Genomic DNA, 13,046 nt, shown 5'->3' with positions numbered 1-13,046 from the left:
TCGCAAGGTGTCGACACTTCGGGAGAGTCTGCGGTTGTGACGCGGCTAATGTCAAGGGTTCTTTGCGGCGGTGATCCTTAACTGTCGACACTCGGGAGGAGTGTGGGTGTGCTCAGGACACCGGTTGTTCCACCTTCTCCGGCTTGGGGCTCAGCACCCCCGCGAATACCGCCGCCAGGATGCAGAGGATGACCGGTACCGCGAACGTCACGTTCAACGGCATCCACCTTGTCAGGCCGCCGATGAGGGCTGGGCCCGCCAGCAATCCCACATAGCCGAGGCCGACCACCCTTGCCATCAGGGCGCCCGATGCTCGCGTGTCGAGGTTGCCTGCTGCCGTGAACAGTTGCGGTACCCCGCCCGACAGGCCCAAGCCGAACACTGCCCAGCCCACCAGCGACAGCGGTACCCATGGCGCCGCCGCCGCCGTGGTCAGGCCCACCGCTGCCAGCGTCGCTCCGTAGCGGACGATCGCCGCCGGGCCTGCCCAGGCCGCCACTCGGTCCGTCAGGAACCTGCCCGTTGTCATCGCCACCGCGAATGCCCCGTATGCCAGCGCTGCCGTTGATGCCGATGTGTTCAGCACCTTCTCCATGTGCAGTGCCGCCCAGTCGTTCGCCACGCCCTCCGACAGCATCAACGCCAGGGCCAGGAGGCCCAGCAACCACACGACGCGCGCCGGGGTGCGGCGGCGGACCGGGGTGGTCTCGGGGGTCTCCACTTCCGGCTCGGGCGCGTCGGATGGCTCCATCAGGAAGCGGGCCGATGCCACCGACAGCAGCACGCACAGCAACCCCGTGCCCGTCAGCGTGATGCCCGTCGGCACGTTCGCTCCCAGCGTTGCCGCGCCGATCACCGCCGCGAACGCTCCGCCGATCGACCACATCGCGTGGAACGCCGCCATGATCGGGCGGGGGTACGCCCGCTCCACCACCACCGCGTGGGCGTTCATGCCCACGTCGATCGCTCCGTTGCCGAAGCCGAACAAGATCAGGGACAACCCCAGTGTCCACCACGAGTTCGCGAATCCCGGGGCGCACAACGCCAAGCCGAGGAGGATGCCCGCCGCCGGGACCAGGCGGCGGTGGCCCCACCGGTCGACCAGCGGCCCGGAGATCTGCATGCCCGCGAAGGCCGCGCCGCCCAGCACCAGCAGCAGTGCGCCCAGCGTGCTGTGCGAGATGCCCGTCGCGCGCTCGACGTTCGGGATGTGCACCACCCACATGCCCATCGCGAAACCGTTGAGGCCGAAGAACATGAACGTCGCGAACCGGGCGGCGCGCGGGCGGGGCGGGGTCGTTGTCATCGGCTCTCCGTGGGGATGGCGACGTGCACGAGCACGCCGCGTTCGGCCAGCTCCGCACGCTGGTCTTCGGGGGCGCCCGGGTCCGTGATCACCACGTCCGCCCGGTCGGCTGGGCACACGTGGGCAAGCGCCGCGCGGCCCCACTTGGCGCTGTCCGCCAGGACCATCGTCCGGGCCGCGACCTCGAGGGCCTGCTGCTTGACCTCCGCGTCGCCCAGGTCGAACGCCGTGAGGCCCGAGTCGAGGCCGAACGCGCACGGGCTCAACACCGCGACGTCGAACCGCAGCGCCCGCAACGACGCGCACGTCAGCGGGCCGACCAGGGCCTGTTCTCCCGGACGTGGCTCGCCACCGGGCAGCAGGAGCCGGACGCACGGGTCGTCCGCCAGCTCGCGGGCCGCGTGCAGGGACAGCGGCATGACCGTGACCGCGCGTCCCCTGAGCAGGCGGGCCAGCTCGAGGGCCGTCGTGCCGCTGTCGAGGACGATCGTTTCGCCGTCGCGGATCAGCTCCGCCGCCGCGGCGGCGATCGCCCGCTTCGCCTCGGCCGAGGCCGTCGCCCGGGCCGCGAACGGAGGCTCGATGCCCGTCGACGCCGGGACCGCACCGCCGTGCACGCGCCGCAGCACTCCCCGCGTCGCCAGCAGGTCCAGGTCGCGGCGGACCGTCATCTCCGACGCGCCCGTGGCTTCGGCCAGCTCCGCGACGGCGACCTGGTCGGCGGCACGCAGCCGTTCCACGATGACTCGTTGCCGCTCCGCGCTCTTCACGCCGTGATGCTCGCAAGGCGCGGGCGTTCGCACAATCGATTTGTTCGTCCGCTCACGTCGGTTGTGCGAAATCCGGCTGGGGCATGATGGGGCCGTGCACGCCGCCGAGACCACCGCGACCCCGTGACCGGGGGCTACCTGAAGGGCCGGATCCGCCGCGAGGACATCATCACGGCGGCCGCCGCGGCCTACGGCGAGCTCGGCTACCACGGATCGTCGCTGCGGGAGATCGCCAAGCGCGTCGGCATCTCCCACGCCGGCCTCCTCTACTACTTCCCCACCAAGGAAGCCCTGCTCGCCGCCGTGCTCGAACGGCGCGACGCCGAGGACTCCGAGCGGGAACGGCTGACCGTCCCGCCCGGGCTCGACGTGCTGCGCCACTTCGTCGCGCTCGCCGAGCACAACGTCCGCCACCCCGGGATCGTCGACCTCTACTCCCGGCTCGCCGCCGAGGCGGTGGCCGCGGACCACCCGGCGCACGAGTACTTCGAGCGCCACTACCGGGCCGCCCGCGACGGCGTGCACGAGTCGTTCGAGGCCCTCGCGGCCCGCGGCGAACTGCGCGACGGCGTCGACCCCGGGATGGCGGCGCTGACGTTCATCGCGCTGATGGACGGCCTGCAGGTCCAGTGGCTGACCGTGCCCGGCGACGTCGACCTGGTCGGCTCGCTGCGCTTCTACCTGCAGAACCTGCTCACCGTCCCGCTCTAGAGGGTCTTCGCGTACGGGTCCCAGCCCGGCTGCAGCGGCGGCGGGACGTCGACGGTGCTCGCGACCTCGACGGTCTGCCCGCGGGTCAGGGATTCGCCGATGGCCAGCATCGCGTCCAGCACGTGGTAGGCCAGCTCGCCCGACGCGCGTTCCGGCACCCCGGCGCGGATCGCCCGCGCCAGTTCGAGCGTCCCGGTGCCGCGCGAGGCCGCGTGCCCGTCCGCCGCCAGCTCGTCCGGCTCGTCGTGGCCGAGCAGGTGCAGCCGGGTCGGCTCGTCGAACCGGTTCGGGTCCGGCAGGACGGCGGTGCCGAGCGTGCCGGTCAGCTCGACCAGGCCGGTGCGCTTGAGCGCCGAGTCGAAGCTCAGGACAAGCTGGGCGGCCGCGCGCTCGAACTCGACGAGCGCGGCGACCGTGGTCGTCACGGCCACGGGGAACTCCGTCCCGGCCCGCGGCCCGGACCCGACGACCCGGGTCTCGCGCGCCCGCCCGCCGGCCCCGGTGACGCGCCGGACCGGGCCGAGCAGGTGCACCAGCGCCGTCAGGTAGTACGGGCCCATGTCCAGCAGTGGCCCGCCGCCGGGCTGGTAGTAGAACTCCGGCGCCGGGTGCCACACCTCCGGCCCCGGCACCTGGAACAAGGCCAACGCGGTCAGCGGACGGCCGATCCGGCCCGCGTCCACCGCCCGGCGCGCGGTCTGCAGCGCGGCGCCGAGCACCGTGTCGGGCGCGCTCGCGACGCGCAGGCCCTTCTCCCGCGCGCGGTCCAGCAGCTTGCGGCCGGTCTGGCGGTCCAGCGCGAGCGGCTTCTCCGCCCAGACGTGCTTGCCCGCCTCGACGGCGGCGAGCCCGACGTCGACGTGGGAAGCCGGGATGGTCAGGTTGACGACGATCTCGACCTCGGGGTCCGCGAGCAGCTCCGGCACCGTGCCCGAGCGCGGCACCCCGTACTCGGCCGCGCGAGCCGCGGCGCGCTCGGTGTCGAGATCGGCCACCCACAGCACCCGGACGTCCGGGAAGCTCGTCAGGTTCTCGAGGTATGTCCCGCTGATGACGCCGGCGCCGATGATCCCGACGCCGACCGGCCCGCCGGTCACCGGTGCGCGCCGGCGAGGAAGGCGTGGCTGGCGGCGATGGCCGCGAAGAGGTCGCCGTCGAAGGCGTCGAACTCGACCACGCGCAGCGCATCCGGCGCGGCCTCGAGTACCTCGGCGATCGGGACGCTGCCCTGCCCGGCGGGGACCTGGCCGGTGGCGTCGGTCGCGAGCCCGCCGTCCTTGACGTGGATGGCCCGGACGCGCTCGCTTAGCCGGCGCAGCAGGGCGGGGGCGTCCTCGCCGCCCGCGGTGGCCCAGTAGGTGTCGACCTCCAAGGCGACGGCCGGGTCGAGCTGTCCGGCGAGCACCTCGAACGCGCTGCGGCCGTCGATCCGGGACTCGAGCTCCCACCAGTGGTTGTGGTAGCCGACGCGAACGCCGTGCTCGGCGGCCAGCTTGGCGGCGGCGTTGAGGGCATCCGCGGTGGCCGCGACGTCGGCCGCGTCCTGCCACCGCTCGGGGCCGACCATGGGGTCGATCACCAGGCCGATGCCCAGCTCGGCGACCGTGGCGAACACGGCGTGCTGGTCGGCGCCGAGCAGGCGGGCGTGCGCGGTGGGCGCGGTCAGGCCGTGCGCGGGCAGCCCGGCCCGCAGTGCTTCGGCGTTTTCGACGACGCCGTACGGCTCGACGTGCGCGAATCCGATCGCGGCGAGCCGCCGCAGGGTGCCGTCGGGATCGGCCGCGAAGGCGTCGCGGACCGAGTAAAGCTGCACGGAAAGCTCGCTCATCCCCAGCTCCTGAGGTCGCGGTGTCAGGTCCTCAATTTCTACCACCTGGTCAAAATTGGCACCAGGGATTCACCGGCCGGTCCACCGGACGGCGGCACGAGTGCCCGACATCACCACCCGCGGTGTTTTGGCTCGCGTCCGTTGGGGCAGTAACGCCTTGAACGGGGGTCAGGGCCGATCCGATCCAGGAGGTGCCGGTAGTGGACAGGGCAGGGGACGAAGTGGACACGGGGGCCGTCGGGCACCCGGCGTCCCGTCGCGACCTGACGGAACTGTCCGAGGCCGCGCGCGACCTCGACCGCCGGATCGAGCAGCACCTCGCGCGGCTGCGCCGCGAACGCGCCGCCGACATCCCCGACCAGCGGCTTCGGCCGAGCGGCTGACCTCGCGTTTACCCGCCGGACGCGACCTACTACGCTGGGTGGCCCCACGCCACCCGCCGAAGTCCTGCGAGGTCGCCATGTCCGACGCCCCGTCCACGCCGTCGCCGAGCCAGACGCCGGTGGGCGTCGACCCCACCCGGCCGAGCATCGCGCGGATCTACGACGGGTTCCTCGGCGGCAACAACTTCTACGAAGTCGACCGCGTGGTGATGGAGAAGATCCGCTCGGCCGTCCCCGAGGCCGTGCACATCGCGCTCGGCAACCGCGGGTTCCACAACCGCGCGCTGCGGATGCTGGCGAACCAGACCAAGATCCGCCAGTTCGTCGACTGCGGCTCCGGCCTGCCGACCGCGGAGAACACGCACCAGATCGTCCAGCGCATCGACAAGGACACCAACGTCGTCTACATCGACAACGACCCGGTGGTCCTCGCGCACGGGCGCGCCCTGCTCGCCGAGAACGACTTCACGCACATGGTCGAGGCGGACATCTTCAAGCCGCAGGACGTCCTGGGCCACCCGGAGGTGCTGCGCCACATCGACTTCGCCGAACCGGTCGCCCTGCTGCAGGTCGGCACGATGCACCACTTCGAGGGCGACGGCGTCGTCGACATCATGCGCGAGTACATCGACGCGCTGCCGTCGGGCTCGTACGTGGTGCTGTCGCACTTCTTCGACCCCGAGGTGCCGGAGCTGACCGAGATCGCCAAGCGCATCGAGCAGATCCTGGTCCAGGGCCCGCTCGGCGCCGGCCGGTTCCGCACCCGCGCCGAGATCGAGGCGATGATGGCCGGCCTGGAACTCATCCAGCCCAACGCGACGTCCGCCCCCGGCCTCGCGGTCTGCGACGAGTGGTGGCCGGACGGGCCCCGGCTCACCCCGCTGTCGAACTCGGCCAAGTGCGTCGCGGGGATCGTCGGCTACAAGCCGTAGCCGACGCCGCGGCGGGTCAGGCGATGGTGCGCAGCCGCCGGATCGCGAAGTACAGCAGGGCGGCCGTCAGCAGCGCGAAGATCCCCGTCTCGATGAACTGGAACGTCCAGAACCGGTCCCCCGGCTGGTATTCCATCCAGTTGTACGCCCCGGGCCCCGCGCCACCGGTGTTCCCGCAGCCACCCGGCGGGCAGGGGCCGATCCGGGCGTCCGGCAGCACCATTTCGCCGGCCGCGTTGCGGACGCCCTCCGACATCACCCAGTCACCCGAGGCCGGGTTCGGGGTCTGCTTGCCCGTCGGGGCGAACGTCAGCGTCCGCGACGGCAGGTACCGCGGCCGGGCCAGCACCTCGACGGCGACGCGGACGGCCGCGAACCCGACCAGCGCGATCCCCATGGCGGGCAGCACCTTGCGCCCGTAGGTCCCCGCGAAGACACCCAGCGCGAGCGCGAACAGCGTGTACACCACCGGCACGATGCCCTGGACGTCGAACGAGAAGTAGGTCAGCCGTCCGGTGCTCGCGGAGACCAGCGGCCGGAACCACCACGACACCCCCAGCGCGTACCCGACCGCCAGCACCGCGGTGATCGCGCCGACCAGGCCGAACTTCACCAGCGCCCAGTGCAGGCGGCTCACGCCTTGGGTCCACACCAGGCGGTGGGTGCCCTGCTCGACCTCGCGGGCCACCAGCGGCGCGCCGAAGAACACCCCGACCAGCACCGGGAGGATGACGAACAGGACGGCGACGAACACCATGCCGGTGAACTGCTGCTGGAACTGGTGGGAGAGGCTTTCGCAGTTCGCGGCCGCCTCGGTCTGCGTGATCAGCGACGCGGTGCCGAGCGCGCCCCGGCACGCGGCGAGGCCGAGGCTGTCGTACTTCGTGTGCATCGCCAGGCCCGTGGGCACCATGATCGCGGCGAGGACCCCGAGGGCGACGAGCGTGAACAGCGCCTGCTTGCGGTGCTGGCGCCAGGTCAGCCAGATCATGCCGGCACCCCCCACGCGGCCGCGCCGACGCGCGTGTCCGCGTCGGCGAGGTAGGCCAGCACCACGTCTTCCAAGGTCACCTCGTGCTCCGTCCACAGTGGATCGATGGGGCCGTCGCCGCGGCGGACCAGCAGCGTCGACTGGCGTTCGGTGTGGCTCGCGCGGACCACCTTCGCGACCCCGGCGATGGCCTCGCTCCCCGCGCGCGGGCCGGTGAGCGTCCGGTGGCTTTCGAGGAGTTCGTCGACCGCGCCGGCCAGCTGGACGCGGGACTGCTGCAGGACGATCAGCGAGTCGCAGCTGCGTTCGAGGTCGGCGAGCAGGTGCGAGGACAGCACCACGGTGGTCTCGCTCTCGGCCACCGCACCCATGAGCGTCTGCATGAACTCGCGGCGCGCCAACGGGTCCAGGCTCGCGATGGGCTCGTCGAGCAGCAGCAGCCGCGGGCGCTTGGCCAAGGCCAGCGCCAGCGCGACCTGCGCCCGCTGGCCGCCGGAGAGCTTGCCCACCGGCTTGTCCGGCGGGATGCCGAGCATGGCGAGCCGTTCGCGGGCCAGCGCGGCGTCCCACCGGCGGCGGTTCAGCTTGCCGCCCATGGTGATCAGCTCCGCCGCCGTGAAGTCCCGGTACAGCGGCGTATCCTGCGCGACGAACCCGATGTCGGGCAGCACGGACCGCGGTTCGCGGCCGAACACGCGCACCTCCCCCTCGTCGGGCTTCAGCAGCCCGACGGCCAGGTGCAGCAACGTCGTCTTGCCTGCCCCGTTCGGGCCCACCAGCGCGGCGATCCGCCCGGCGGGCACCTCCAATGCGCAGTCCCGCAAGGCCCATGTCCGTCCGTAGCGCTTGCCCAGCGCCCGGGTTTCCACCGCCGGTTCCATCTCCGGAACTCCCCTACGACAGGTCGTGCGGCACCGCGGCACCGCGCAACGTGGTCTCGAACAAGGCGGCGATGTCCTCGGTGGACATCCCCGCGGCTTCGGCGCGCTCCAGCCAGGCGACCAGTTCGTCGCGCAGCGCCGCCTGGTTGCCCAGCGAGGGCCCGGCCAGGCTGCCGGTGACGAACGTGCCCACCCCCGGCTTGCCTTCGGCGAGCCCTTCCAGCACCAGCTCGCGGTAGGCCTTGAGCACGGTGTTCGGGTTGATCGCCAGTGCCTGGGCCACGTCGCGCACCTTCGGCAGCTGGTCGCCGGGGCGCAGCAGGCCGACCCGCAGCGCCTGCTTCACCTGCACGACGAGCTGCATGTACGTGGCGACCCTGGAGCGGCCGTCCAGGACGAACTCGATCACCCGCCCACCTTCCTATTGTCTTACGACATTAAGACAACACCCGGGAACGCGCCCCTGTCAAGGAGCGGCCGCCGGGCATAGGGTTCTCGGGTCGAGACGCACACCGGCACCGGGAGGCAGGCATGTCGTTGTTGGACGGGTTGGGCAAGGCGATCGCGGGCGGGGCGATCGAGATCGTCGACCTCACCGCTCCCCTGAGCTCGAGCACGCCGATCCTGCGGCTGCCGGAACCGTTCGCCAACACCATCCCGTTCCGGCTGGAGGAGATCAGCCGCTACGACGAGCGCGGCCCCCGCTGGTACTGGAACGACATCCACACGGGCGAGCACACCGGCACCCACCTCGACGTCCCGGTGCACTGGGTGTCCGGAAAGGACGGTCACGACGTCTCGCAGGTGCCGCTGAAGACGCTGGTGGCGCCCGCGGTCGTGCTCGACTTCTCCGCGAAGGCCGCGGCGGATCCGGACTTCCTGCTGTCGATCGACGACGTCCGCGCGTGGACGGCCGAGCACGGCCCGCTGCCCGACGGCGGCTGGCTGCTCTACCGCACCGGCTGGGACACGCGCAGCGCGGACCAGGAGGAGTTCCTCAACGCCGACGAATCCGGCTCGCACACGCCGGGCGTCTCGCCGGAGTGCGCGCGGTGGCTCGCCGAAGAAACTCCGATCACCGGGCTGGGCGTCGAGACGGTCGGCACCGACGCCGGGCAGGCGCCGGGGCTCGAGCCGATGTTCCCCTGCCACGAGCTCCTGCTCGGCGCGGGCAAGCACGGGCTGACGCAGCTGCAGAACCTGGCGACGTTGCCGCCGACGGGCGTGCTGCTGCTGGTTTCGCCGTTGCCGATCGTCGGCGGCTCCGGCAGCCCGGCCCGCGTGCTGGCCCTGGTGGAGCGGTGAACGTCGCCGAACTGGTCGGCCGCACGCTGGCCGGCCTCGGGGTCGGCACGGCGTTCGGTGTGGTGGGCAGCGGCAACTTCGAGGTCACGAACGCACTGCGCGCGGGCGGCGTCCGGTTCGTGGCGGCCCGCCACGAGGGCGGCGCGGCGAGCATGGCCGACGCGTACGCCCGGATCAGCGGCAAGGTGTCGGTGTTGTCGCTGCACCAGGGTTGCGGGCTGACGAACGCGGTCACGGGGATCACGGAGGCGGCCAAGAGCCGCACGCCGATGCTGGTGCTCACGGCCGACTCCGCGGGCGCGTCGGTGCTGTCGAACTTCCGCATCGACCAGGACGGCCTGGCCGCGGCGGTCGGCGCGGTCCCGGAGCGGGTGCACTCGGCGGAGAGCGCGGTCGCGGACACGGTCCGGGCGTTCCGCACGGCGCGTCAGCAGCGCCGGACGGTGGTGCTGAACCTGCCGCTGGACGTCCAGGCCCAGCCCGCACCGGCCACATCGGACCGGCTCCCACCGATCCCCGGACCGGCCCCGGTCCGCCCGGACCCGACGGCGGTGACCGAGCTGGCGCGGTTGCTGGCACAGGCCGACCGCCCGGTGTTCATCGCGGGCCGCGGCGCCCGGGCGAGCCGGGAGCCGTTGCGGGAGCTGGCATCGAGGTGTGGCGCGCTGCTGGCGACATCGGCGGTGGCGAACGGCCTGTTCCACGACGACCCGTTCGCGCTGGGGATATCGGGCGGGTTCGCCTCCCCGGTGGCGGCCGAGCTGATCGTGGGAGCGGACCTGGTGGTGGGCTGGGGGTGCGCGCTGAACATGTGGACGACCCGCCACGGAAAGCTGCTGAGCCCGCACGCGAAGCTGGTCCAGGTGGACGTCGACCAGGCGGCGCTGGGCGCCCACCGCCCGATCGACCTGGGCGTGGTCGGCGACGTCACCGCCACGGCTTCGGACGTGCTGGCGGCGACGAAGGAGCGCGAGGGTTACCGCACTTCCGAAGTGGCGGCCCGGATCGCGAGCGGACGCTGGAACGACGTCGAGCACGAGGACCTGTCCCGCGACGGGCGCATCGACCCGCGGACGCTCAGCAAGCTGCTGGACGAGTTGTTGCCGGAGGCGCGGATCGTGTCGATCGACTCGGGGAATTTCATGGGATACCCGAGCGCGTACTTGTCGGTGCCCGACGAAGAGGGATTTTGTTTCACGCAGGCGTTCCAGAGCATCGGCCTGGGGTTGGGAACGGCGATCGGAGCGGCCCTGGCCCGCCCGGACCGGCTGCCGGTGTTGGGAACGGGCGACGGCGGGTTCCACATGGCGGTGTCCGAGTTGGACACAGCGGTGCGGCTGGGGTTGCCGCTGGTGGTGGTGGTTTACAACGACGCGGCGTACGGAGCGGAGATCCACCACTTCGGCGAGGCGGACATGACGACGGTCCGGTTCCCCGACACGGACTTGGCGGCGTTGGCCCGCGGGTTCGGCTGCGACGGTGTCACGGTGCGGTCGGCGGAGGATCTGTTCGCGGTGCGGGAGTGGCTGGCGGGCCCGCGCCGAGGGCCGTTGGTGATCGACGCGAAGATCGCTGATGACGGTGGATCGTGGTGGCTGGCGGAGGCTTTCCGGCATTGACTGTTCGCGAGGTCCTACGAGCAGCGGGTGCGAGCGTGGCTGCAGGCGTGGGCGGGAGGAGGGCGCGCGGTGCAGGATTGGCGGCTGGATGCGGCGGCTCGCGGAAGTACAGCCCAGAGGTGCAGGGGTCGCCGCGGGAGCGGATAGGGCGAGGCGCGTTGCAGGAGTGGCGGCGGGCGCGGGTACGGAACCAGCGGCACCCGCAGGCAGAGCGAGCCGCGAGTGCGGACCAGCGACCCGCACGGCCAGAACGCGACGCGAGCGCGAACCAGCGGTGCCCACGGGCAAAGCGAGCCGCGGGCATTGAACCAGCGGCACCCGCAGGTAGGGCGGGGCGCGGTTGCAAGAGCGACGGCCAGCGCGGGGCACGGCCGCAGAACCGGCGACGTGCGCAGGTAGGGCGGGCGCGAGTGCGGGAGTGGCGGCCGCGCGGCTGTGGCGGTGGCCGGTTCGGTCGCGGTTGAGACTGGCGTTCTGCGGCTTGCCGGGGTGATCCGGGCGGGCGGCGGCGGTCGGGCGGTTGCGGCGGTTTGCTTGGGCGTGGGTGTAGGCCCGTAGCCGGTGGCTGCGGGCCTTTCCCGTTGTTCGGTTGTCAGGCTGCGAACGGTAGGGGTTCGTGGATGTTGTTGCGTCGGGGTTTTCGGCGTTTGTCCAGGTAGACCGGTGGGAGGAATTCGGGGAGGCCGTCGGCGGCGATGCGGACGTGCCAGCCGGATCGGTGCAGCAGTCGATGATGGCACCCGCACAGCAGGACCATGTTGCCCAGGTTGGTGGGGCCGCCGTCGGCCCAATGCCGGATGTGGTGACCCTGGCAGTGCCGCGGTGGACGGTGACAGCCCGGAAACGCGCAGCCCCGATCCCGCAGATAGAGGGCGCGGCGAAGCCCAGCCGAGATCAGGCGGCGGAGGCGGCCAAGATCGAGGGGTTCGCTTTTCTCGCCCAGCACCGCCGGGATGATCATGCTGTCGCAGGCATGCACCCGGGCCTCAGCCGCGCTCATCGTGCCGGTGTCGCCCAGGGTGGCGGTGCCGAGACCCGTCTTGAGGTCGTTGAGGGACACCGCGACCATCACGTGCGCGCGTTCACCGGCCTGCATCGGCAGCGCCGGGGAGTTCAGGGCCATATCGATCGCGTCGGAGAACGCATCCCCATAACGCTGCTGCGGGGAACGCACGTCGGGGCCGTCGTCGCTGTGACGGCGTTCGGCGAGGGTGTCCAGCAGCGCGCTGGCGCGGGTGCCGGTTTCGTCGTCGAACCGGCCGGACAGCTCCCAGATCCTGGTTCTCTTGCGGCGCAGGAACAACTCCCGGGTCGGGGTGGCGGGTTCGGTGTCCTCGGGCGCCGGGCCGTCGGGGTCGAGATGCGCGACGATCCGGGCGCCCAGAGCCGCGACCTGCTTGTGCCCGGCGTCCTCGGCCAGGCCGAGCAGGTGCTGTTCGGCACCCTCGCGATGCTCGGCCGGGATCTGCTGCAGGGTCTCGACGATCACATCGATCATCGGGGCACTCAGGGTGCCGCGGGTGGCGGTGCGGCCGGTGGCAGCAGCCACCGGGGCAAGAGGGGTGCCGTCGAGGTTGCGGCCCGGATTCAACGCCCGGGCCCGTTTCACCACACGTTCGGCGGCAGCCTTCGGGACGTCGGCGAGGTGCTCGTAGAGGCGGGCCACCGAGCGGTAGCCGAACAGGTCCATCACCCCACGGGATTCGATTTCCACCAGCAGCGCACCGAGTTCGGCATCAGCGGCACGGATGGTGGCGAGCAGCTCACCGACACGGTCGGCCAACGCCACCGCACCTGCCCGCCGCATCGCCATCTCGTCCATGCAGCCAACACTACCCCGAACATCGAACGCCTGTTCATCACACAATCAGGTGATGGGAAATCCAAACATTAGGCTCAACGTAAACCCCAAAACCATGAGCCAAAGAAACAAATACCGGCACCAAGGCCCCAGGCACAACAACAAACCCATCACGATCAAAAGCCAATCCAGTCCACCGCCGCCAATCATCGAGCGGCGCCTGAACGGTAGCCGAGCAAAGAGCAACACCCACAATCCGCCCCCCAGCACGAACATGCGTCCGCAGCCACCGATCAGCAGGCAGCCCATCGGCCCGCACCCGAGCGACGTAGTCGTCCATCGACTCCAAAGGAACAGAAGCCTTGTCAGGAGGCCGAACAGGAATGACAAGAGAAGACAACCCAGCAGCGGCAACAGCCGAACGCATCCCCTCCAGAACAGTACGAGAATGCCCCAGCCCCTGACAAGAAGGATGCACCGCTATTTCCAGAGCACGGGTCTGCCCAGGGTTCGGTTAAC

General features: G+C 71.4%; 14 protein-coding genes. 5 read left to right on the top strand and 9 right to left on the bottom strand.

The annotated features are described in order from the left end of the window. Positions 1-112: 112 nt before the first annotated feature. Together QP939_RS33585 and QP939_RS33580 are read right to left on the bottom strand one after the other, a co-directional pair. Complete coding sequence (locus tag QP939_RS33585; RefSeq protein ID WP_285450274.1) at positions 113-1,306, bottom strand: MFS transporter; 1,194 nt, start codon at positions 1,304-1,306, stop codon at positions 113-115. Beyond that, a complete protein-coding gene (locus QP939_RS33580) occupies positions 1,303-2,076 on the bottom strand; it encodes a DeoR/GlpR family DNA-binding transcription regulator (RefSeq protein WP_285450273.1) in 774 nt (257 codons plus the stop codon). Before QP939_RS33580 ends, QP939_RS33585 begins: the two co-directional genes overlap by 4 nt. A 123-nt stretch (positions 2,077-2,199) precedes the next feature. Between QP939_RS33580 and QP939_RS33575 the strand changes: the two genes are divergently transcribed. Continuing rightward, positions 2,200-2,787 (top strand): TetR/AcrR family transcriptional regulator, encoded by a 588-nt coding sequence (locus QP939_RS33575; RefSeq protein ID WP_285450272.1) that lies wholly within the window; start codon positions 2,200-2,202, stop codon positions 2,785-2,787. Here the strand turns inward: QP939_RS33575 and QP939_RS33570 are convergent. Then, a complete protein-coding gene (locus tag QP939_RS33570; RefSeq protein WP_285450271.1) occupies positions 2,784-3,884 on the bottom strand; it encodes a Gfo/Idh/MocA family protein in 1,101 nt (366 codons plus the stop codon). The genes QP939_RS33575 and QP939_RS33570 overlap by 4 nt on opposite strands. Further along, the gene (locus QP939_RS33565) at positions 3,881-4,615 is read right to left on the bottom strand and encodes a sugar phosphate isomerase/epimerase family protein (protein WP_285450270.1); all 735 of its coding nucleotides are present in this window, start codon (positions 4,613-4,615) and stop codon (positions 3,881-3,883) included. Before QP939_RS33565 ends, QP939_RS33570 begins: the two co-directional genes overlap by 4 nt. A 200-nt stretch (positions 4,616-4,815) precedes the next feature. Here QP939_RS33565 and QP939_RS33560 point away from each other — a divergent pair, with 200 nt between their 5' ends. Both QP939_RS33560 and QP939_RS33555 read left to right on the top strand, forming a co-directional pair. Next, on the top strand, positions 4,816-4,998 hold the full coding sequence (locus tag QP939_RS33560; protein ID WP_285450269.1) for a hypothetical protein: 183 nt from the start codon (positions 4,816-4,818) through the stop codon (positions 4,996-4,998). Positions 4,999-5,075: 77 nt separating this feature from the next. After that, positions 5,076-5,930 (top strand): SAM-dependent methyltransferase, encoded by an 855-nt coding sequence (locus QP939_RS33555; RefSeq protein WP_285450268.1) that lies wholly within the window; start codon positions 5,076-5,078, stop codon positions 5,928-5,930. 16 nt (positions 5,931-5,946) lie between these two features. Here the strand turns inward: QP939_RS33555 and QP939_RS33550 are convergent, their stop codons facing one another. From QP939_RS33550 to QP939_RS33540, 3 genes are read right to left on the bottom strand one after another with little or no spacing between them, the layout of a single operon-like run. After that, positions 5,947-6,921 carry an ABC transporter permease gene (locus QP939_RS33550; RefSeq protein ID WP_285450267.1) on the bottom strand — a complete coding sequence of 325 codons (975 nt, stop codon included), beginning with the start codon at positions 6,919-6,921 and terminating at the stop codon, positions 5,947-5,949. Next, positions 6,918-7,802, bottom strand: coding sequence for an ABC transporter ATP-binding protein (locus tag QP939_RS33545; protein WP_285450265.1), 885 nt, complete (start codon positions 7,800-7,802; stop codon positions 6,918-6,920). The genes QP939_RS33550 and QP939_RS33545 overlap by 4 nt, the downstream gene beginning before the upstream one ends. 13 nt (positions 7,803-7,815) lie before the next feature. Continuing rightward, positions 7,816-8,211 carry a GntR family transcriptional regulator gene (locus tag QP939_RS33540; RefSeq protein WP_285450264.1) on the bottom strand — a complete coding sequence of 132 codons (396 nt, stop codon included), beginning with the start codon at positions 8,209-8,211 and terminating at the stop codon, positions 7,816-7,818. A 122-nt stretch (positions 8,212-8,333) separates the two neighbouring features. Between QP939_RS33540 and QP939_RS33535 the strand changes: the two genes are divergently transcribed. Both QP939_RS33535 and QP939_RS33530 read left to right on the top strand, forming a co-directional pair. Then, entirely contained in the window at positions 8,334-9,107 is a 774-nt protein-coding gene (locus tag QP939_RS33535; RefSeq protein WP_285450263.1) for a cyclase family protein, read from the top strand. Beyond that, entirely contained in the window at positions 9,104-10,726 is a 1,623-nt protein-coding gene (locus tag QP939_RS33530) for a thiamine pyrophosphate-binding protein (RefSeq protein ID WP_285450261.1), read from the top strand. The genes QP939_RS33535 and QP939_RS33530 overlap by 4 nt, the downstream gene beginning before the upstream one ends. Before the next feature lie 592 nt (positions 10,727-11,318). On the opposite strand, the gene QP939_RS33525 is transcribed toward QP939_RS33530, so the two are convergent. Together QP939_RS33525 and QP939_RS33520 are read right to left on the bottom strand one after the other, a co-directional pair. Then, complete coding sequence (locus tag QP939_RS33525) at positions 11,319-12,548, bottom strand: HNH endonuclease signature motif containing protein (protein WP_285450259.1); 1,230 nt, start codon at positions 12,546-12,548, stop codon at positions 11,319-11,321. 37 nt (positions 12,549-12,585) lie between these two features. Then, positions 12,586-12,867 (bottom strand): hypothetical protein, encoded by a 282-nt coding sequence (locus QP939_RS33520; protein ID WP_285450258.1) that lies wholly within the window; start codon positions 12,865-12,867, stop codon positions 12,586-12,588. Positions 12,868-13,046: the final 179 nt, after the last annotated feature.

It is taken from the genome of Amycolatopsis nalaikhensis, from assembly GCF_030264295.1.
Lineage (GTDB): Bacteria > Actinomycetota > Actinomycetes > Mycobacteriales > Pseudonocardiaceae > Amycolatopsis > Amycolatopsis nalaikhensis.
The sequence above is the reverse complement of the archived record's forward strand: the minus strand, read 5'-3'. Positions and strand labels throughout refer to the sequence as shown.